Genomic DNA, 19,189 nt, shown 5'->3' with positions numbered 1-19,189 from the left:
CAGCTTTATAGATTCAGTATAGATGGCTAATTTCCAATTGTCACCAGAATTAAGGCAACACGCATGATCAGCAGGGTAAGCTGCAGTAATTCCCCTCCCTCCTGCAGACATAAAAAAGCCTAAATCACGAAGGATCTAGGCGTCTATTTGATGCTCTTAGTTTAACTGGCCTTGATTGCCAGTGAACTGCTTTGCAGGCTATCAGAAATCAAGCTGTATGCGATGACCTTTTTTCTGCACTGTTTGACCACATCAATTCGGTCCTTATAGCTATATACGAACAGCTTGTCATCTCTTTCCAGAAACTCAATAACTATAGGTGTTCCACTGATCTCCGGCCGTAAAAAAAGCTGTTCGTTGCCCGGGTGGATATAGTGTTTCTTAATAAATATTCCTTCATTGAACTGATTGATAAACTGAAATTTCTCCTCATCTTTCAGCCTATTATCACCAATTGTGACTGTAACCTCTTTTTCATCAAGCTTGGAATGAGTTTCAAATTTACGGATCAGCCAATTAACCGTGCCGGTCGGCATACAGGTCAGCACGATTTTCAGCAGACTAACGAGAATAATAGGAACCACTACTGCCCATGTCATCTTTTTTCACCTCCATTTGTATTTAGAACCGCCAAATATAAACTCCAAGAGAAGCTAATCCGATAAAAATAATTACCACATATATTAAGGTTAAATTGGTTGTGTTCCGTTTTGTTGAACTTCCATAGTTTTCATCAGCCTTGCCTGTAAGCAGCAAAGTCGAAACCACAGCAAAAATTAAGATAATTAGAACCAGCCCAAGCATTATTCCCATGCTGTGCACCTCTTCTTTTACATTTTAATAAACTTCTATAACTAAATAATACCGTAAACCAGTCAATAGATAACCATCCAATTCGATATAAAATTAACCATCCACTTTTCACCAAAAAAAATGCCGCTCCCATCTTAATAGGTACGGCAAATATTATTGAACTCTACATATCAGGCACAGAAAAGGCCGTTGAACCTCTTGCTTCACCCTCTAATTTTTTATGAATCTGTTTGACCACATCCATTGCTCTTTCATGAGAGTCATATTCACCCAGGACCCTGCTCCAATATACAAAGAAACTCCTGCTGATTATTCCTTCCACGGTTTTTCCTTTAACAGTTACCTCTTTCACATTGACTAAGCTTCTCTTATTTTGCGTCAGTACCCACAGCATTAATTTCCTCCTATCGGCTCCTCTTTAAATCTATAAAACCCGCCTTTTCACCTGCTTTTCCTCTTTCCTCCCATACAATGAAAAAAAGAAGTTCATCTTTCTGGTCATAATAACCACAGTCACTGCATGCCCAATAATAGTTTCCTTTATTATCAAAATCCGGATATCCCCCTTCATAATCATCCGGGAAAATTCTATAATCTGCGCGCTCAACGGTACCTGACCCTTTATAGCGGATCTTTATGGAGTGACTTCCTTCAAGACCAGCCAGCTTAGCATTAATTTCAACTGACCAATCCCCGTTTTCACCCGTATAACGAACCTTTTTGGTTTTTAACATTACTTCATAAAACGTAAAAATCAAGACTATAACTATACACAGCCATATTAGTTTCTTTTTCAAAATAACACCTCTGTATAAAAGATGTCCCTATCTACTAAAATATGACTATTAATCTATTGAGGCAATTTCATAAAATACTCCCTCAATTCATCTGGCAGTTCTTCCACGGCAAGTACTTTTAACTTTTCAGTGCCCGGGGATGTCATGATCACAAAGGTCTTGCCCTCATATTCCAATAGAGTAAACTGGCTTATTCGATCAGGCAAGGTATCCCGTCTACTTATGTATTCAAAATCCTCTTCCTTGAAATTGCTTTCAAATCCCTCCAGAACAATTTTTCGAGCCCTTTCGTAGTTTTCTGCTAAGGCAATCTCCTGATACAGTTCAAGTGAATTCTTTGGAACAAAAAAGAATTCATAATAGGTTATTGCATTTATAATAATGAATGCCATAGCCATCATTCTAATCCAACCCTTTTTCATAACATCCCCCTTATGCATTGCATTAGTTTTATTATAATAGCAGGCAGTTAAGTTTATTGGGTGAAATTTGGAAAAATTATGTTATTATTATCAAAGACTATTTTTAAGCGGGGATAATAATGAAAAAGATCATAAGATTGATCATGGGAATTAGCTTTCTTTCTTACCTAAGTGCCTTAACAGTATTACACTTCTTTATATCGAGAGGATTTTGGTCAGACATGCCGTTAATGGAATATATGAAGCTTTCCTCAAACTTTGTGCCTTTTAAAACAATTAATGGGTATGTACTAGCTATTTCAAATGGAAGTATTAATTTAATCATTCCTATAAAAAACCTTGCCGGCAATGTGGCTGCATTTTTGCCAATGGGAATTTTTCTGCCCTATTTTATAAGAACCCTAAACAGACTTAAATCATTTGCAGTTGCCATGACTGTCATGATTCTTAGTGTGGAAATTATACAGCTGGTCACAAGAAGAGGAAGTTTAGATATTGATGACTTTATTCTAAATATCATTGGAGCGTTAATAGGGTTTGGATTATGGAAAGCGATGACCGCCCGGAAAATAAGGAAAAATGCAGTGAACATATAAAAAATTGCCTGTCTAACGGATGTAGACAGGCATTTCCATTACCTTGCTTTATTAAAAATTAATCTAAATAGCAGCAGCCCATTTATTGCTAGTAGAATTACAGCCAAAATCGTTAAAAAGGCAATATCAGGTGCAAAGACAGAGATGGAATGCCAAGGTGAAGATGTACTAGCTGTGAAAACAGGGATTAGTCCAGCTGACAGGCCAATAAAAATCAGCCCTAAGAAAAGTCCCGTTCCCTTTTTTAGAAACTTCCGTGTTCTGAATCTTTTCCATAAATAGATTGAAAGTATTATTAGCAGCAGGACGCATCCCAGCAGAATGGATTGTATCGCCAAACTATGATTAGGTACTTGTTCTGTCTCATCGCCATTTAAAAGACTAATAATATGATTCTTAAGATAATAAAGCCCATCTTCCTCTAAAATATGATTCTTATTTGTCAGAATCACGCCGCCCCAGCCAGTTACCGGGATATAAAAGACTTCTGCATGCGAATCAGGTGTAGAACCAGAATGCCAGATCATTTCTCTGGAAGTATCCGGGCCTGATATGCGTATTCCTAAACCATAATATCGGTCCTCACCTGTTTGTACCTGAGGAGTCATAAATAAATCCAATGTTTTGTCACTGATAAAATGATCTGGCCCTTTCCCGCTCAATAATTTTACAAATTGGACCATATCTGCAGAACTGGCCGTAATGTATCCGTATGGTGCCCCGGCATTATCGTAGGCTACAGAACTTTTCACAGGAAATCCAAACCAGGCTTGATAACCGCTAAGGTATCCTTTCTTATAAGCTCCCTCTTTATTGGCTGCAGCATTTTTCATTCCTAAAGGCTCAAAAACCTGCTGTTCCATATACTCTGCATAAGGCATTCCTGTTAGTTCTTCAATCATTGCACCCAGAATTAAGAAATTAGCATTGCTGTATTGATGTTTCTCACCAGGTTCAGCAGTCAGTTCAACTTCTGACATTTTCTTGACTTGATTCTTAATAGCCTTACTGCCTATTAACTCTTTATCAGATAGTGCAAGCCCTTCGTAGGTACTCAACCCGCTTGTCTGCGTGAGCAATTGCTTCACTGTTATTTCGGCAGCTTTCCCATTTTTCAGTGTAAACCAGGGAAGATATTCTTGAATGCTGGCATCCAGGCGGATGGTTCCATTATCAGCTAATTTCATTATGGCCATTCCCGTTAATGATTTGCTTATGGAGCCAATCGTGAAAGGAGTTTGTTCTGTAACCTCCTCCTCTGATTCTCCAGTAACGCCCCATGACCGTGAAAAAAACAGCTCATTATTATGAACGATGGCAACTGAAGCTCCTGGAACTTGATATTCTTCCAGGTAATCCTTAATTGCCTTCTCTATTTTTGCTTCGATGTCTTCCTCAGCTGAAGCAGAATTTTCAAGCAAATCATGACTAAATGAAGTGAGCAAGAAAAGAACCAATATTATCTTTAAAGAACTGGACGGCAATACTGCCATATAACCTCTCCCTCTACCAATGTTCTTAATCAACGGTTTGTCCCGTTGTCGGGATGCTAAAAAATATCTATAGTCACATTCCCTTTCTTGATCTCATCTTACCTGTATTTGGAAATATCTATAATGAGCCTCAGCTTTATTTTCAAATAGGACTTGAGACGCAGAAGAAGATCGGACTCTTTCATCAAGAAAGATAATTTGGAAAATAATGCAGGTTATATAGAATGATAGAGGTACACATGGGGCCGGCAAACAAATAATGAATACTGTAGCGATTAGTTTTCTTAAGCCTATAGAACTTTTGGTCTCTTTTTAGTAATGGTGATTTTACCTTTCATACCAGTCGAGAACCTTATGCCTTTTTTCTTCATTTATTGCTCTCCTTCTTTTTCAAACACAACCACGTTATTTAGGTACATGCACCGATTGTAGGCATATGCATACTTTATCTGAGAAATTCATTTCCCAAAAGGACTGAGCAGAAATGGTTATATATTTGGATTACAGCTCTCCGTCTTTAAATTACTTTTTTGATGTGAACAAAAGCAATCTAATGAAAAAAGATAACAGAAATTTAATAAATGTATTGGGCATTCAGCAATTAAACACGCTGGAAGATGTCTCACTTCTGGACATCTATCTAAGCAAAAATAATGTGATAGAACCCCATTATCACCAAAACGCTGCAGAATTGGTTTATTGTATTTCAGGTGCAGCGACTGTTTCATTACTTAATCCATTTACAAAACAAATCCAGAACTATTACATTACACCTGGGCAAGTAGCCAATGTCCCTCAGGGCTGGTGGCATTATGAGATAGCCAATACCGACAGCACTCATCTGCTGGCCATCTTTAATGCTCCTACTCCGGAAGTCATCCTGGGATCAGACATTCTCAAATTAACGCCTTCAAATATAATGGCGCACACTTATTGTATGGATGAAAAGCAATGGCAGAAGACCGTATCACCTGTCCAGCCTTCAACCTTTATCGGCCCGACAAAAGACTGCAGCAGAAATACTCAAAGCCCGGAACCAAACCAGCAATATCAATACACTCAACAATATTTCCCTCAACATATGTATTATTATTGAGGGTTTCACAGGCATGGATATTACCATGCCTGTCTTCTTAGATTCTCTTAGCATATGCAAGTCTTCCGCTTAACCCCAACCCGGCCTTTCGACTCCACCTTTTCAATATATTCCTTTGCCAAAGGAACTTTACAGGCGGAGTTTCCGACATCCACATGCACTTTTCCGATGTGATCAGCGACATCCTTCGCTTCCACATTCAGCTCCGATACATATGACCCCACAGAGATGACAAAACCGTTCATCACATACCTTACTCGGTTTTTTTCTTCATGAATGGTATTTTTAACTTTAGTCAATAATGCTTTTATTTCACTGACATCCAGCTCATTATCCGATGTGATTGATACATAATTGGAGTAAGTGCTCCAGCCGCAGACTGAAACCATTTCTTCCTCCGATTTAATCCACTCCCGGGCCAATTCAAGAGCATAATCACTTTCAGCGGCCACCTGGGCAACTGTATATTCCGCAGGCATATACCAATAAGCCTTCTCAGCCCAATCCTGTAAAGTCTCCTTTGTCATTAGCTTCGGATTAACAGATAGTCCTGCCAAATACATCGCATCATGATTTCCTGATTTATATAATTGCAGTGCCAGCTCATGATTCTTCTTTACATGCTTCACCAGCTTTTTCAAATCTCCAACCTTCACGCCAAAAAAAGGCTCCTTCGCCCCGTGATTCATAAAGATCCGCTTCGTCTGATCAGAGCCAAGCTCCTCAAGCCTTTTCATGATTTCTTCATAATTCAATCTCTCTCACCCCTTCAAACAACAGCCGCCATTACATTATCAGCTGTATTCATTTACTTTAAGCCAATTTCTCCTTAAAAAGCTCTTGTCACCAAGCTATATATTGTGGTTAAGCCGAGCTTTCCAGCAGCCGTCATCAATTTTCTTTTAACAAACGGATTAATTTCGTCACTTTCAAGAAGAGCAGGATGGTGAAGAACAGGGAAACCAATAGACTCACGTATAAGTTATAAGAACAATACAACCGAAGAAGTGATGCTAATTAAATTCATTAACGAGGAGACATCTCCTGATGCTTCATAAACGCATCCATATCTCCAGGTCTGTGGGCTTCTTCTTGAAAGGAGTTTTATACTCTTTGAAAAAAAACTCCAGCCCAGATATTTGTTCAGGCAGAGGCGGGGATACAACAAAATTGTGGTTAAGATGTCCGTCTGTTCCACTTCCACCCGTTATTCTTGTATCATATCCTTCACCAATCTCTAACTCCCAGAAACTATGCCGGTGAAGCCGATCTCTTCTATTTTCTTCGTCAGGTTCCCAATCGATATTAAAATTCACGACACTTGCATTTTCATATGCCTAATAAAGTTCACTGAGTAAATAGCTTTTTCTTTCTCAACTGACTTCAAAATCGGTATATACTTTTGAAAATTAACGGGCTCGACCTGCGGGCGGAAATGCTCATCATTTTCCAGCAAGCCAAATAGTGACCTTAAATAATCCTCATAAAGGCCATTCACTTTTGCCCATTTCGAAATCACATCAAGGTGCGGATACCCTGGGTTATCAGATAATTCCTTCCGCCGCTTCAGCAAAGTGCATATCTGCTCATCAATGGATAACAGTCTTTCATCATAATGCTCTGCAGGTCTTTCAAACGGCATTCTTTTCACCATTACTCCTCCTCAGCGCTACTGATAATTTTTTAAATACTGCCCCTCTTGAAAAATCTCTTCCGCACTCAAGGCTGTCCACTCTTCCGGAGTAGTATCCGGATGCAGTTTGAGATAAGAATCTACCATTTTGTAGCCTTCACTGTAGCCATAATGACGTGGAAGGGCCTGACCGCCCATTAAAATCTCCAGAGAACGATTTAGATCATATGTATCTAAATCTCCTTCAACTTTTGCCCAGAAGGTTTTATTAAAACTTGGGTCCACTTAAGAAAAGGTGATATTAGGATAAACGAGCTTTTCAAACATCACAGCTTTACCTTCAAAAATGAGGTTATCCAGCACAGAAAAAGATATATATTTTTCTAAGTGTTGTTCAGTCCATATACTGTGATGATATTCATGAGCTATGCCGGCCCTAATCATATCTTCTGTGTAAAATTCATTGTAAAAAACAATAATCTTTCCAGCTCCTGCTGCAACCATTGTATTCTCATTTCCGGGATGTGAAGGAAAAACGCAAACTGCTGTTTCTTCCTCCGAAGGTAAAAAATCTGAGGATTTTAGAAGTGCATCCTTAATGGCAACATTTGTTTTTTCTTCATCGATTTCGTTCAGAACTTTCTTAATTGAATCAGAGTTTTCAGGGGACCATTTCAGCAGGTTATCTACCATGTGGAGGTATTCCCCGCCCTCAAAGCATGTGTTGTAGACTTTTTTTATTATATTATTCTGATAAACTTCACCGGCATCTTCTTGGTTTTTTTCGAGCTGATCAATCAGAGAAGTATATAGCTTATAAGCGTGTACGACTTTGTATTTTTGTTTTGTCTCCGGATGTTCAAATGAATAAGCAATCTTTTCTTCAACTTGTTTTTCTTTGCTCGACTTTTCCTCTTCGGAACAGGCAGCCAATGTGAACAGTATCGTCAGCATCAGCATAATTTTTGAAAACCGCAAAACTCTCTTCATACCAACCATCCCTTGCCTAAATATATCTTTTAAATTAATATTACCATAATTTGGACATCCACTAGGTAACACCCATAAAAAATCCTGCCCTCATTTTTAAGAGGACAGGCAGTATAATCCCTAGATTTCTCTCATCTTTCTGCAAACATAAACCATCTCATAGCTATCAGATCTGACAGGTGTCTCCTGCCAATCACTAAATACATGGACAATCTCCATTCCGTTATTCAATAGAAGCCGCTCCATTTCTCTTGGAAAAACATACCGCAGGTTTATACTTGTTCTTTTTTCATTGGTCTGCATTCCTTCACTATCGTAAAATTTTCTTATAGTGATATAATGCTGAATCTGACTTAGTGAGTCGTACGTACTGATTGTATATACATCCACTTTGTTTTGACTGACAGGGTCTATATACGTTTTCCAATATTCTTCTTCTGCAGGCTGCAGCAGCTCTTCCACACTCGGAAACCTTGATCCAAAGACAAAGATGCCGCCGCGTTCCAGATGTTTATTAACAGATGATAAGAAATCATCCTGATCTTCATTCGTTAAAAAATGCTGAAAAGAATTTCCGACTGAGAACATGAACGGACTCTTCACATTCAGACTGAGACCTCGGCAATCCTGTTCCACCCATTCAATTTGCAGGCCCAGCCCAGCTGATTTCTCCCTTGCAAGGTTTAACATTCCGCTATGGGCATCTACTCCAATCAAACGATGCCCTTTACTTGCCAGCGGAATGGCCGCTCTCCCTGTCCCGCAGGCTAAATCAATAATTGGCCCACCCGTTTTTGAAGCCCATTTCAGCAGATAGGAAACATCTTCCTGGTAGGAGTTATTCTCTTTATCATATAAAATCGGATCATTGTATTCTTCTGTAAATTTCATAGTATCCAGATTTAATTCTCCTTTCTATCTTCAAATGAAGTTTCACTCTAGCTTCAATTTTATGAGGTTCCTTGCTGCTTTTCCTGATCAGCCCATTATCCAAGTCATCAATTGGGGTAAAGTTATTGCCTGATACGTCTCTTCTGGACTTAAACATCCGAAAAAGTATATAAATCAGCAAACCTATTACTGCGATTAATAAAATATAGCGCACTTTGCCACCTCATATCGGTTATTTCTTAAACAGCCGGTAAACAAAAAATATTCCACTTGCTATCAGCAGTAAAAGTAAAACAGAATCAGTCCCGGAACACTATATTCGCTAACAAATCTTTACCTCCTTTCAGCCAATAAAAAAATACCAGCTTTAGATTCTCTCTTTATTTAAACCTTTTTACACAAACATATCTTCTAAATAGGTGAATTTTCAACGAAAATTAAAAACAGTAGAAAACTCACATGATTTTATGTTGCATTTTTTTACAAAAAAGGATAATTTTAAGTCATAAAGAATAAAATGTTACATCTGCTGTATTAGATGTAAACCTTACAGCACTGCAAGGGGAAACCGAGAAAATTTGTTACGGAAAAAGGGGATTGAAACACATGCAAAAGTATAGAAGGAGAAACACGCCAGCTTTTACATTTTTAGCATACTTTACACTGATCGCCGGCGTTGGCCTGTTTCTGATTGGGCTTTACAATGCTGATATGGAGCTTAATGAAAAAGGGTATTATATTGCGGTCATGCTCCTGGTGGCAGTTGGATCCATTCTGACTCAGAAAGTAACACGGGACAATGCCGAAGATGCGGAAATCATGGCAGAGCAGGAGCGCAGATCAGCTAAAATTGAACAATAATACACAAGCTCAGAAATGCTTCTGGGCTTTTTCTTTTTATTAAATAAAATGTGTTGACTTTAATACTTAAAAGCGTTTAAGATATAAAGCATCCTAATACTTAAATGCTTTGAAGGAATTGAAGTAGTGGTATCCTCCCTGTTACAGAGAGCTGGTGGTGCTGAAAACCAGTACAAAGGAGATCATGAATTACGTTTCTGGAGCTTCTTATTTCTTTTCTGAAATAAGACGGTTTAGCCGTTATTCTGTGAAGTGGTAAGTTCTATACTTACAATCAGGGTGGTACCGCGAATAAATTCGTCCCTGCTGAATGAAAATTCAGCAGGGACTTTTTATATCCATTTACTTTCGCACTCAAAAGCGTTTAAGCATGAAAACTAATAAAAGGAGACATACCAAATGAAGAAATCGATTCCCCTGCACTTACGCCATTTTACAGCCCAGCAGCATTACAATGCTTACAGTCCCATTGACCATGCGGTTTGGAGATATGTGATGAGGCAAAATCATCATTTCCTTGAGGACATAGCCCATGATGCATTCACTTCAGGTCTGAAGTCATCCGGCATTTCCATCGACAGCATTCCACGGGTAAGTGAAATGAACGATCATTTAGATAAAATCGGCTGGGGGGCTGTCATTGTCGACGGATTGATTCCGGGCACAGCGTTTTTTGATTTTCAAGCGCATGGCATCCTTCCTATCGCAACGGATATACGCCAGAAGACCAATATCGAATACACACCCGCTCCTGACATTCTCCATGAAGCGGCGGGGCATGCACCGATTTTATTTGATGAAACCTACTCAGAGTTTGTTAAATTAATAGGGAATATCGGCGCCAACGCTTTTGCGACAAAAGAAGAACATGAGGTGTTTGAAGCAATCAGGCATTTATCGATTGTCATGGAAAGTCCTGCTTCAACAGAAGAAGAAATTGAAGCAGCCAAACAGCGGTTAAAGGAAAAACAGCATCTCGTAAAAGGACTTTCTGAAGCTGAGCAAATCTCCCGGATTTTTTGGTGGACAGTTGAATTTGGACTGATTGGCGATCTGCAGAAGCCCAAGATCTTCGGTGCAGGACTGCTGTCATCTGTAGGAGAAAGTAAACATAGCCTGTCCGATCAGGTGAAGAAACGCCTGTTCACAATTGAAGATGCGATTAACACCAGCTATGACGTTACATCTATGCAGACTCAGCTATTTGTTTGCGAAAGCTTTGAACAATTGATTGAGGAAGTGACGAGGTTCGGCGAGTCGATGGCCTTCAGGCAAGGCGGTACAGTGGCTATCGAAAAAGCGATCGCTTCAAGCAAGGTTGCGCACATCGAGTTCAATTCCGGAATTCAGATTACTGGTCTTTTCACCGATATCATGAAGGATGCAGAAGGGGAAGCCATCTATGTCAAAACCTCAGGTCCAAGTGCCCTTTCGATTCAAAATGAACAAATTAATCATCATGGTCCTGATATTCACAATGACGGCTTTGGAGCGCCTATCGGAAAACTTGCTGGAGGCATTAAGCTGGAGAATCAATCTGAACAGAGCCTGAAAAAACTTGGCATCGAAATAAATAAAATGATGCAAATCACATTCGAAAGCGGAGTAGAAATTTCCGGCCATGTGAAGAATCTATTATTTAATCATGATACCCTTGTTTTAATATCACTTGAAGAATGTCTCGTCAAAAAGAGAGAAGAAATCTTGTTCCATCCCACTTGGGGCACATATGATTTAGCTGTAGGCAGTCAGATTGTTTCTGCACGGCCCATCGCAGCAGATTACGCTGCATACCACGGGGAATCTGTTATAAACGAAGAAGAAAGTCCAAAAGAAGGAACAACCCTTACGCCTCTGGAAGAGCTATATGCGGAAGTAAGGCAAATCCGAGACACAAATTTCTCTCAGGATGTCCTTCTTCACAGTGTTATCGGAAAAATTCTCGACGAGTTCCCGGAAGAATGGCTGCTTCAGCTGGAAGTATTGGAACTGCTTGAAAAGCATGACAAAGAATCCCCTTTGAAAAAACTGCTCCTGGACCAGCTTGAAAAGTTAAGCAGGGAAGAACGCTATGTCCGGCTGATTCAAAACGGACTCGATGTCATTTTTGGCAGGAGGCATGTCACAGTATGAAAAGATTAAGTGAAGAAGAAATAGCCCGGCAACTATCCACGCTGTCGGACTGGAAAAGAAAAGACAGCAAATGGATTGAACGACGTTACCGTTTCAAAGAATACCTCGATGGAATCGCATTCGTAAATAAAATAGCATCGCTTGCCGAAAAAGAAAACCATCATCCTTTTATCACCATTCAATACAAAATGGTGATCATCTCCCTCACTTCCTGGAGTGAGAATGGGCTGACAGGTCTGGATTTTAAGCTAGCCAGGCAGATTGATGACCTTTATCTTGCAGACCATCATTAGGAAAATAAGTGCCTGTTGAGGTGACAGGCACCTATTTTTCCATTGTATCAAGCGGAATCTCATATTCCCGAAGCACTTCGTAAAACGCCCTTCTCTTTGCATACCAGTCTGAATGAAGATTCAGCAAAATCTTCTTGTCATCCTCTAATGCAATTTCAAGCTGAGCCGGCAGCCCCCTCTTGTTTAGCTGAGTGACCGATTTCACCTCTTCCCACTGATAGCTTTCAACTGCCTTTATAGTGGATGCAAATTAATATGAATCCCGTTTTCATCCAAATAGGCATACACATCAAAAGACATATAGAATATGAAAAGAGACAGTCCGAACAAGAGAACAGCTGTTAAAGTCAGCCGTTTTGAAGAATTCATTTCCCTGGAATACAGAAAAGTCCCAGCCACAGCGAACAAAAGAAAAAATCCTGTACTAAAGATCACATAAGAAAGTTTATAGGTGCTAAATGCTAAGAAGAATTGAGGATAAAAGTAGAATTTATGAATGAAGTTAACGCAAATGATGCTGATGGGGATTACACTTAAAATGTAAATCAGACTTAGGCTGAATAACTTAGGTATTAAACCCTTTTCATGGGCAAGCTTGATGTGACATCACCTCCCCTTTATTTACCTTATATTACCACATTAACCATATATATAACTTAAAATTTGTTTTAATATAAATGGGGCAGGACAATGAGTGGCTATTTGATCAGCCCAGCCTCATTTATGTGACTATCCAGGATGTTGATCATCCAATCAATTTTGCAAGGAAAGTCAGAAGAGCGTTAAGAAGTTAATCATTTTCAAATAAAAAAATACGCAAGCCCCATTTAGAATTTGAACTAAATGGGGCTTTTCCTTATAGCGCTGACTCCAAATCCTCAATCAAGTCTTCGGCATCTTCCAGACCAACCGATATGCGGGTCAGGCCGTCTGTTATTCCCAATTCCAGACGGCGATCTCTCGGTATCGATGCATGTGTCATTTTGGCTGGAAGGGAAATTAGACTTTCCACCGCGCCTAAACTTTCTGCCAGGGTAAAGTATTTTACTTTTTTAAGGACCTCTTCTGCCTTTTCACCGGTTCCGGCATCAAAGGAAATCATTCCGCCAAAGCCCCGTGCCTGCTGCAAGTGAATGTCATGGCCTTTATGATCTTTAAATCCTGGATAATAAATCTTTGAAACCTGTGGATGATTGGCAAGAAAATGTGCCACCCTTTTCGCATTTTCTTCAATTTCCTCCATCCGAATGGCCAGTGTCCGAATACCCCTGATTAATAGCCAGCTGTCCTGCGGTCCCAGAACAGCACCGGTTGAATTTTGGATGAAGTGCATATCTCTAGCAAGCTGTTCGGAATTCACCACAACCAGCCCAGCAACCACATCACTATGTCCGCCTATATATTTGGTGGCACTATGGAGGACTATATCAGCACCCAGTTCTATCGGATTTTGCCAATATGGTGTACTGAAGGTGTTATCTACAATCATTAGCAGATTCTTTGATTTTGCCAGTTTGGAGATACCGGCCAAGTCTGTAATCTTCAGCAATGGATTTGTTGGCGTTTCAACATAAATGGCTTTTGTATTTTCCTGGATCGCCGCTTCCACAGCAGCCAAATCACTTGTATCCACAAAGGTTACATCTACATTATATTTCGTCAAAACCTTTGTCACTAATCGATAGGACCCGCCATATACATCATCTGTGAAAATAACATGATCTCCTGTTGAAAATAAGTGCATTACAGAAGAGATAGCCGCCATGCCGGAACCGAAAGCAAACCCGCGGTATCCGCCTTCCAAATCCTTTATTAATTCCTCCAGTGCATGCCTTGTCGGATTTCCGGTTCTTGCATACTCATAAATGAAATTGCCCACACCATCTTGTTTAAAGGTACTGGCATGGTGGACCGGAATGGAGACGGCACCTGTATGTTCATCCCTGGAGATGCCGCCGTGAATCATTTGTGTTTTCTTTCTCATTGTTTATCCTCCTCATAAATAGATTTACTTAAATACCGCTCACTGCTGTCAGGAAAAATCGTGAGAATATTCGTGCCAGTCGGAGCATTTTCAGCTTCTCTCAATACTGCTTCGAAAGCAGCTCCTGACGAACTTCCAACTAAGTATCCTTGCAATAACGCCAGCTCCTTAACTCGTTTAAAGGCATCTTTATCTGAAATGGTATGAATGGCGTCAAATAAACCTATTTCCATATACGGCGGCAAAAACTCCATCCCGATTCCCTCTGTTCGGTGCGGCCCTGCCTTTCCGCCATTTAAAATGGATCCTTCAGGTTCAACGATAACTGTCTTTATCTTTGGATTCTTTTCTTTAAAATATCTGGCGCAGCCCATGAATGTACCGCCAGTCCCTGCTCCTGCTGCAAAAATATCGATCTTCCCATCTAACGCTTGGAAAATCTCAGGTCCCAATGTTTCATAATACGTTTGCGGGTTATTTTCATTGCTGAATTGCTGAGGACTATAGGAATTAGGAATCTTTAGCAGCAGTTCCTCAGCCTTCTTAATAGCGCCTTCCATGCCCTCTTCAGTCGGCGTATTAATAACTTCTGCCCCTAACGCCTTCATTAGTTCCTGTTTTTCAACGCTGAATTTTTGAGGTACGACACAGATGATTTTGATCTTCGTTCCAATAGCAGCCAGCGCTAAGCCGATCCCGGTATTCCCTGCAGTCGGTTCAATTACAGCCCCATCTTCCGGAAGCAGCCCATCCTCAATCGCTGTCTGAATCAGCTTTTGTCCTAACCGATCCTTTACACTGCCGCCGGGGTTAAAATATTCAAGCTTAGCGAAAACATTTACTCCATGCGGAACAGCGTAGTGTTTGATTTTCACAAGAGGGGTATGCCCAATCAGTTCCTTCACACTGCTGTAATAATTCATCGTCAGCACCTCTGTTTTTCAGAAAGAATGGTTACTCTTCTCCATTGCGTTTTTTGGATGTTTCTTATGTTCCCTTTAATTCTTATTATTCCTACTTGTATAGTATGTTTTAAATATTTTTTTGTCAATTATCAGCTAAAAAATCAGCTGGCAACTGAAAATAAAGGCAAGTTACAAAGTTGCCAAGCGGGATACTTATTCATACTATACCAATAAGTATTATAAGAATTAAAAGGAGTGATTTTACAATGGGCCGTGAATTTGTAGATTTGTTTGACCACTGGGCAGATTCCTATGATCAGGCAGTAACGGGTAAAGACCTTGAATATCAAGAGGTGTTTTTGAATTATGAACACATTCTTAATGAAGTTGCCGATATTGTTAATGGAAATGTGGTGGAATTCGGTACAGGTACGGGAAACTTAACTCAAAGACTCCTGGAGAAAGGCTGTTCAGTAGTCGGAGTGGAACCTTCTGCTGCCATGAGGAAAATAGCAAGCAATAAAATGCCTCATCTTACATTATTAGATGGTGATTTCTTAAACTTTCAATTGATTGGCCCCATAGATGCCTTCGTCAGCTCCTACGCATTCCATCATTTAGAAGACAGCGAAAAAGCCAATGCCATAACTAAATACAGCGCCCTCCTTTCAACTGGCGGGAAAGTTGTCTTTGCCGATACTGTCTTTGGTAGCGAGGACGAAAAACAGACTTTTATCAAGGAGGCTAAAAATAAACATTTCCTCAGCCTGGCTCAAGACCTGGAAACAGAATACTATACAACCATCCCTATATTAGAAAGCATGTTTCAATCCAATGGATTCTCTGTTAGGTTTAAGCAGCTGAATCGGTTTGTGTGGCTTATGGAAGCAGAGAAACTTTAGAAAAACGAAGCTCAATTACTGAAAACCCTGCTGACCCATAAATTATTCAGCAGGATTTTCTCTGCCTAAACATCCAGTTTGACTTCTAAAATATTTTGGGTTATATTAATTGACGTATCAATCATTGACCTATCAATTATACAAAAGGCGGGGATGCTGTGTTCAAATGTTCAAAGGAAGAAGAATTAATTGCCGCCCGGCTGTTTGAGCTCAGTAAGCAGACAATGCCGAAGTTTGAACGCTGTACAGGCATCAGCCAGTCACGGCTTGAGATTCTTCGGGAGCTTTTTGAAGCGGAAGAAATTACGCAGCGGGAGCTTCAGAAAAAAGTGAATATTGATCATGCTGCTGTCACAAGACACCTTAAGCAGCTTGAAGAAAAAGGCATGGTAATCCGCAGGAAAAATCCTGAAGATAATCGCTTTACTTATGTCAGCCTCACAGAGGAAGGCAAAACGAAGATTGCTGCTTACTGCGAAGAAAAGCAGCGATTTATTTCCAAAATCCTGAACGGCTTTTCGGAACTTGAGCGAAGCACACTATTAAATATGCTCACACGCATCCAGGAAAATATAGATAAATTGTAATTTTCACATTCAGAAAAACATAAAGGAGAGTTCATCATGAATAAAACCGTTATCAATGACTTTAAGGAAATCATCACAGGACGCCGTTCCATCCGTAATTATGACCCAACGGTCAAAATAAGCAGAGAAGAAATGGCAGAAATCCTGGAAGAAGCGTCTTTGGCTCCTTCATCCGTTAACCTGCAGCCATGGCGCTTTGTGGTGATCGATTCAAAAGAAGGCAAAGAAACACTGGCACCGCTTGCAAAATTCAACCAAAGGCAAGTAGAGACATCAGCAGCTGTCATTGCCGTCTTTGTTGATATGAAGAGTGAAACATTCATTGAAAAAATTTATGATACAGCTGTTGAAAAAGGATATATGCCTGCTGATGTAAGAGACAAACAGGTGCCATCCATCAAGGGCTTAATGGAAAACATGACATTCGAGCAAAAGAAAGAAATGAACCTGATTGATGCTGGTCTCGTATCCATGCAGCTAATGCTTGCAGCACGTGCCCATGGCTATGATACAAATCCAATTGGAGGCTATGAAAAAGACCGCATAGCTGATGCATTCCATCTTGACAAGGAACGCTACTATCCTGTCATGCTTATCTCAATCGGCAAAGCCGCTGATCAGGGCTATAAATCTGTCCGCCTGCCTGTTGAAGATATCACGGAGTGGAAATAACTCATAAAGGAGAAATCAAACATGATCATTATTCATGCTGGCTTCCAAGTACAAACTGATAAAGAAAATGACTTTCTTGCCGAAATCCGTCCGCTTATCGATGCCTCTAGAGCAGAAGAAGGCAATATCTCTTATGACCTTTTAAAAGATACAGAAAAAGAGGGGTCCTATACGATGGTGGAATTATGGGAGGATATGGACGCTGTAAAGTTTCACAACCAGACGGAACATTTTACCTCCTTTACAGCGAAAGCCCCTCAATATTTTGCTGCACCTCCTCAGGTGAAATTGTTTAACGCACAGCCTGCAGATAAAAAGTAAATTATATGCAAGAAAACGCTTGAGATATAAAATCCCAAGCGTTTTTTAACGATTTTATTTACAATCCCTGCCTGGCTGGTTTGTCTGGCATGGATTTATTTCATTGCAAGTCTTGCAATAGGCCGGGCAATCAATAGCTCAATCCAGAATGCAACACCGAAATTCCGTAACCAGCTGTGGAAAAAATTTCGAAACGGCTCCAGGCTTATTTGTTTCGAACCAACCCAGGTGCCTAGTATGGTTAAAAAAATAGAAAGAATGGTCACATTCAATGAAGTATTCAATAAAATCCGGGCATTAAATCCGTCCGTTTGCCCTGAAAATCTTTGCATAATTCTGCCAGCTAATGGTCCCGCCACTAACCTTACAAGCAAGACCACGATCACCCACATAAACGGAATAATCTTTAAGGTTTCCAAATAGTTTCTTTTCTGAAGCCGCGTTCCACTTCCACAATAATCGGTGCAATCGCGTTTACCGAAATGACAGAAATGATCAACAAAAATAATATGCCTTCTTTGCATTTTGAGGCAGCCTGTCCTCGTTATACATAATTCCCCTCCGAAAATAAAACTAAATTTCAGATGGCAGACGTATCTTTCGACATATATTTTTGGCCGATAAAAAACTTACCAATATCTCTACACACTGAGGATTTCTAATCTTTTTTATTTATTGTTCTCTTTTTGATCATGATAAGCAATAAGAATGACTTCTTCTCCCTTTTCCTCACTTAACTGCTTTTCCAGGTTATGCACCTGCTGCAGATCTCCGTCGGACAATTTGGCAAAATGATATTGTTTATCCATTTTCATCACCTTTTCGTATTAGGATACCTAAAGTTTGTGTTTTCCAAGCATTTTTATACACAAAAGTACCCGGTTTCAATCACTATTTAATCCCCAAAATGGCAATGGAAATGACAGCTAACACCAGGCTCAGCAGCAATGAAATGCCCCAATGCTTCTTTTCAGTCATCTTAAATAAAACATTCATTACTGAACTGATTGCCAAAAAAATAAAGAAAACAAATAAAAAAATCATAAGTTCCATTATCTCTTAACCTGCCTTCTGCCCTGTTTTCGCAAGGAAATAAGAAGAGCTTCCCATTATCATCCCTCCGAAGATCCCCATGAAACTGCCGGCAGCTGCCCAATAGGCCGACAGAAAGATGCCGGACATTAGCAAAATCAGCCCTCCTATAAACAGGGCCATTCCCAATTTCATTCTGCTTCTTCCCTCCTCTTTCTCTAGCCTAAATCTTTCACAACCGCCATTTCCTTCCCAAAACGGTGGCCATGATCCGCAAACCCCAAACTTGCATAAAGCTTGTGTGCCCCAAGATTCTCAGGATGGTAGCCTACTGCAAGTTTTTTCGCATTCGGCAGTTTCATCATCTCCGCTATCATCAGTTCAGTCGCTTTTTTGCCTATTCCCTTGCATTGGTGCGCCTTATCAACCATAATCCGATAAATCCAGTAAGCATCCAATTCCTCTATACATGCATTAAACATTAAGAAGCCGACAGCTTTATCCTCCAAGTAAATCACATACGGTTTCAGCGCTGTTTCAAATTTAGATTGCGCAATGGAAACAGCATTCGGCTCCATGTAGGCTTTTTGTTCCTCTGAAAGCTCCAATAAACAGCAATCATACCAATTGTCTGCTGTTACTTCTTCAATTCTCACTTTGCCGGTATTCATATAAATTTCCCCTTTTCACATTTTGGGGAAACGCGATTTTAATTAGGCGTTCTCCCCTTATTTTTATCCATGGTAACGAAAGTTTTATTTAGCATTA

At 40.0% G+C, this 19,189-nt stretch carries 27 protein-coding genes, 2 pseudogenes and 1 other annotated feature; of the genes and pseudogenes, 10 read left to right on the top strand and 19 right to left on the bottom strand.

The genetic code is table 11. The features are described 5' to 3' along the window. Nucleotides 1-161: 161 nt before the first annotated feature. The 5 genes from AC0VZ9_RS03000 to AC0VZ9_RS02980 form a co-directional block, all read right to left on the bottom strand. Nucleotides 162-599: a YfmQ family protein gene (locus tag AC0VZ9_RS03000; protein WP_009335463.1), complete on the bottom strand. Its 438-nt coding sequence runs from the start codon at nt 597-599 to the stop codon at nt 162-164. A 22-nt stretch (nt 600-621) separates the two neighbouring features. Further along, nucleotides 622-813, bottom strand: coding sequence for a hypothetical protein (locus AC0VZ9_RS02995; RefSeq protein WP_009335464.1), 192 nt, complete (start codon nt 811-813; stop codon nt 622-624). Nucleotides 814-976: 163 nt separating this feature from the next. Next, nucleotides 977-1,207 carry a hypothetical protein gene (locus AC0VZ9_RS02990; protein ID WP_251156691.1) on the bottom strand — a complete coding sequence of 77 codons (231 nt, stop codon included), beginning with the start codon at nt 1,205-1,207 and terminating at the stop codon, nt 977-979. Nucleotides 1,208-1,217: 10 nt separating this feature from the next. Beyond that, complete coding sequence (locus tag AC0VZ9_RS02985; RefSeq protein ID WP_019381088.1) at nt 1,218-1,610, bottom strand: hypothetical protein; 393 nt, start codon at nt 1,608-1,610, stop codon at nt 1,218-1,220. 53 nt (nt 1,611-1,663) lie between these two features. Next, nucleotides 1,664-2,032 carry a hypothetical protein gene (locus tag AC0VZ9_RS02980; RefSeq protein WP_475397005.1) on the bottom strand — a complete coding sequence of 123 codons (369 nt, stop codon included), beginning with the start codon at nt 2,030-2,032 and terminating at the stop codon, nt 1,664-1,666. A 119-nt stretch (nt 2,033-2,151) separates the two neighbouring features. On the opposite strand from AC0VZ9_RS02980, the gene AC0VZ9_RS02975 reads away from it, so the two are divergent. Continuing rightward, the gene (locus AC0VZ9_RS02975; RefSeq protein ID WP_034297444.1) at nt 2,152-2,628 is read left to right on the top strand and encodes a VanZ family protein; all 477 of its coding nucleotides are present in this window, start codon (nt 2,152-2,154) and stop codon (nt 2,626-2,628) included. 38 nt (nt 2,629-2,666) lie between these two features. Here AC0VZ9_RS02975 and AC0VZ9_RS02970 read toward each other — a convergent pair whose 3' ends face one another. After that, the gene (locus AC0VZ9_RS02970) at nt 2,667-4,121 is read right to left on the bottom strand and encodes a serine hydrolase domain-containing protein (protein WP_009335469.1); all 1,455 of its coding nucleotides are present in this window, start codon (nt 4,119-4,121) and stop codon (nt 2,667-2,669) included. Between the two features lie 484 nt (nt 4,122-4,605). Between AC0VZ9_RS02970 and AC0VZ9_RS02965 the strand changes: the two genes are divergently transcribed. Next, the gene (locus tag AC0VZ9_RS02965; protein ID WP_475397004.1) at nt 4,606-5,217 is read left to right on the top strand and encodes a cupin domain-containing protein; all 612 of its coding nucleotides are present in this window, start codon (nt 4,606-4,608) and stop codon (nt 5,215-5,217) included. Between the two features lie 47 nt (nt 5,218-5,264). Here AC0VZ9_RS02965 and AC0VZ9_RS02960 read toward each other — a convergent pair whose 3' ends face one another. From AC0VZ9_RS02960 to AC0VZ9_RS02940, 5 genes and pseudogenes are all read right to left on the bottom strand, one after another. Next, nucleotides 5,265-5,972 carry a DNA alkylation repair protein gene (locus tag AC0VZ9_RS02960; RefSeq protein ID WP_009335471.1) on the bottom strand — a complete coding sequence of 236 codons (708 nt, stop codon included), beginning with the start codon at nt 5,970-5,972 and terminating at the stop codon, nt 5,265-5,267. A 557-nt stretch (nt 5,973-6,529) separates the two neighbouring features. Beyond that, nucleotides 6,530-6,871 (bottom strand): hypothetical protein, encoded by a 342-nt coding sequence (locus AC0VZ9_RS02955; RefSeq protein ID WP_009335472.1) that lies wholly within the window; start codon nt 6,869-6,871, stop codon nt 6,530-6,532. A gap of 15 nt (nt 6,872-6,886) precedes the next feature. Next, a pseudogene (locus tag AC0VZ9_RS02950) lies at nt 6,887-7,543 on the bottom strand (DUF2268 domain-containing putative Zn-dependent protease). A 417-nt stretch (nt 7,544-7,960) separates the two neighbouring features. Next, nucleotides 7,961-8,731 carry a class I SAM-dependent methyltransferase gene (locus AC0VZ9_RS02945; protein WP_009335474.1) on the bottom strand — a complete coding sequence of 257 codons (771 nt, stop codon included), beginning with the start codon at nt 8,729-8,731 and terminating at the stop codon, nt 7,961-7,963. Beyond that, complete coding sequence (locus tag AC0VZ9_RS02940) at nt 8,706-8,945, bottom strand: hypothetical protein (RefSeq protein WP_034297449.1); 240 nt, start codon at nt 8,943-8,945, stop codon at nt 8,706-8,708. The genes AC0VZ9_RS02945 and AC0VZ9_RS02940 overlap by 26 nt, the downstream gene beginning before the upstream one ends. A gap of 392 nt (nt 8,946-9,337) precedes the next feature. On the opposite strand from AC0VZ9_RS02940, the gene AC0VZ9_RS02935 reads away from it, so the two are divergent. The 3 genes from AC0VZ9_RS02935 (at nt 9,338) to AC0VZ9_RS02925 (ending at nt 12,018) form a co-directional block, all read left to right on the top strand. Continuing rightward, nucleotides 9,338-9,592 (top strand): YiaA/YiaB family inner membrane protein, encoded by a 255-nt coding sequence (locus tag AC0VZ9_RS02935; RefSeq protein WP_009335475.1) that lies wholly within the window; start codon nt 9,338-9,340, stop codon nt 9,590-9,592. Nucleotides 9,593-9,692: 100 nt separating this feature from the next. Beyond that, nucleotides 9,693-9,900 (top strand) — a binding site (T-box leader). Nucleotides 9,901-9,991: 91 nt separating this feature from the next. Further along, nucleotides 9,992-11,725, top strand: a complete 1,734-nt coding sequence (locus tag AC0VZ9_RS02930) for an aromatic amino acid hydroxylase (protein WP_009335476.1) — start codon at nt 9,992-9,994, stop codon at nt 11,723-11,725. After that, the gene (locus AC0VZ9_RS02925; RefSeq protein WP_009335477.1) at nt 11,722-12,018 is read left to right on the top strand and encodes a 4a-hydroxytetrahydrobiopterin dehydratase; all 297 of its coding nucleotides are present in this window, start codon (nt 11,722-11,724) and stop codon (nt 12,016-12,018) included. Before AC0VZ9_RS02930 ends, AC0VZ9_RS02925 begins: the two co-directional genes overlap by 4 nt. Nucleotides 12,019-12,049: 31 nt before the next feature. Here the strand turns inward: AC0VZ9_RS02925 and AC0VZ9_RS02920 are convergent, their stop codons facing one another. Next, entirely contained in the window at nt 12,050-12,223 is a 174-nt protein-coding gene (locus AC0VZ9_RS02920; RefSeq protein ID WP_475397003.1) for a hypothetical protein, read from the bottom strand. Between the two features lie 484 nt (nt 12,224-12,707). Here AC0VZ9_RS02920 and AC0VZ9_RS02915 point away from each other — a divergent pair. Further along, a pseudogene (locus AC0VZ9_RS02915) lies at nt 12,708-12,812 on the top strand (DUF1259 domain-containing protein); the annotation flags it as partial. A 62-nt stretch (nt 12,813-12,874) separates the two neighbouring features. Here AC0VZ9_RS02915 and AC0VZ9_RS02910 read toward each other — a convergent pair. Beyond that, nucleotides 12,875-14,002, bottom strand: coding sequence for a bifunctional cystathionine gamma-lyase/homocysteine desulfhydrase (locus AC0VZ9_RS02910; RefSeq protein WP_475397002.1), 1,128 nt, complete (start codon nt 14,000-14,002; stop codon nt 12,875-12,877). After that, nucleotides 13,999-14,925: a PLP-dependent cysteine synthase family protein gene (locus tag AC0VZ9_RS02905; RefSeq protein ID WP_009335480.1), complete on the bottom strand. Its 927-nt coding sequence runs from the start codon at nt 14,923-14,925 to the stop codon at nt 13,999-14,001. Before AC0VZ9_RS02905 ends, AC0VZ9_RS02910 begins: the two co-directional genes overlap by 4 nt. A 248-nt stretch (nt 14,926-15,173) precedes the next feature. Between AC0VZ9_RS02905 and AC0VZ9_RS02900 the strand changes: the two genes are divergently transcribed. The 4 genes from AC0VZ9_RS02900 (at nt 15,174) to AC0VZ9_RS02885 (ending at nt 17,389) form a co-directional block, all read left to right on the top strand. Beyond that, on the top strand, nt 15,174-15,809 hold the full coding sequence (locus tag AC0VZ9_RS02900; protein ID WP_009335481.1) for a class I SAM-dependent DNA methyltransferase: 636 nt from the start codon (nt 15,174-15,176) through the stop codon (nt 15,807-15,809). Between the two features lie 158 nt (nt 15,810-15,967). Next, nucleotides 15,968-16,396 carry a MarR family winged helix-turn-helix transcriptional regulator gene (locus AC0VZ9_RS02895; RefSeq protein ID WP_009335482.1) on the top strand — a complete coding sequence of 143 codons (429 nt, stop codon included), beginning with the start codon at nt 15,968-15,970 and terminating at the stop codon, nt 16,394-16,396. Between the two features lie 36 nt (nt 16,397-16,432). Further along, nucleotides 16,433-17,068: a nitroreductase family protein gene (locus AC0VZ9_RS02890; RefSeq protein ID WP_019381105.1), complete on the top strand. Its 636-nt coding sequence runs from the start codon at nt 16,433-16,435 to the stop codon at nt 17,066-17,068. A gap of 21 nt (nt 17,069-17,089) precedes the next feature. Further along, on the top strand, nt 17,090-17,389 hold the full coding sequence (locus tag AC0VZ9_RS02885; protein ID WP_009335484.1) for a putative quinol monooxygenase: 300 nt from the start codon (nt 17,090-17,092) through the stop codon (nt 17,387-17,389). A gap of 95 nt (nt 17,390-17,484) precedes the next feature. On the opposite strand, the gene AC0VZ9_RS02880 is transcribed toward AC0VZ9_RS02885, so the two are convergent. From AC0VZ9_RS02880 to AC0VZ9_RS02860, 5 genes are all read right to left on the bottom strand, one after another. Continuing rightward, nucleotides 17,485-17,913, bottom strand: a complete 429-nt coding sequence (locus AC0VZ9_RS02880) for a DUF2798 domain-containing protein (RefSeq protein WP_306219733.1) — start codon at nt 17,911-17,913, stop codon at nt 17,485-17,487. Nucleotides 17,914-18,057: 144 nt separating this feature from the next. Next, nucleotides 18,058-18,198: a hypothetical protein gene (locus AC0VZ9_RS02875; RefSeq protein WP_019381106.1), complete on the bottom strand. Its 141-nt coding sequence runs from the start codon at nt 18,196-18,198 to the stop codon at nt 18,058-18,060. Between the two features lie 82 nt (nt 18,199-18,280). Further along, a complete protein-coding gene (locus tag AC0VZ9_RS02870) occupies nt 18,281-18,442 on the bottom strand; it encodes a hypothetical protein (protein WP_019381107.1) in 162 nt (53 codons plus the stop codon). A 6-nt stretch (nt 18,443-18,448) separates the two neighbouring features. Continuing rightward, on the bottom strand, nt 18,449-18,616 hold the full coding sequence (locus AC0VZ9_RS02865; RefSeq protein ID WP_009335485.1) for a hypothetical protein: 168 nt from the start codon (nt 18,614-18,616) through the stop codon (nt 18,449-18,451). Nucleotides 18,617-18,639: 23 nt separating this feature from the next. Beyond that, nucleotides 18,640-19,092, bottom strand: a complete 453-nt coding sequence (locus AC0VZ9_RS02860) for a GNAT family N-acetyltransferase (protein ID WP_019381108.1) — start codon at nt 19,090-19,092, stop codon at nt 18,640-18,642. Nucleotides 19,093-19,189 lie beyond the last annotated feature (97 nt).

Source organism: Cytobacillus sp. QJM3NY_8 (assembly GCF_056173585.1).
The sequence above is the reverse complement of the archived record's forward strand: the minus strand, read 5'-3'. Positions and strand labels throughout refer to the sequence as shown.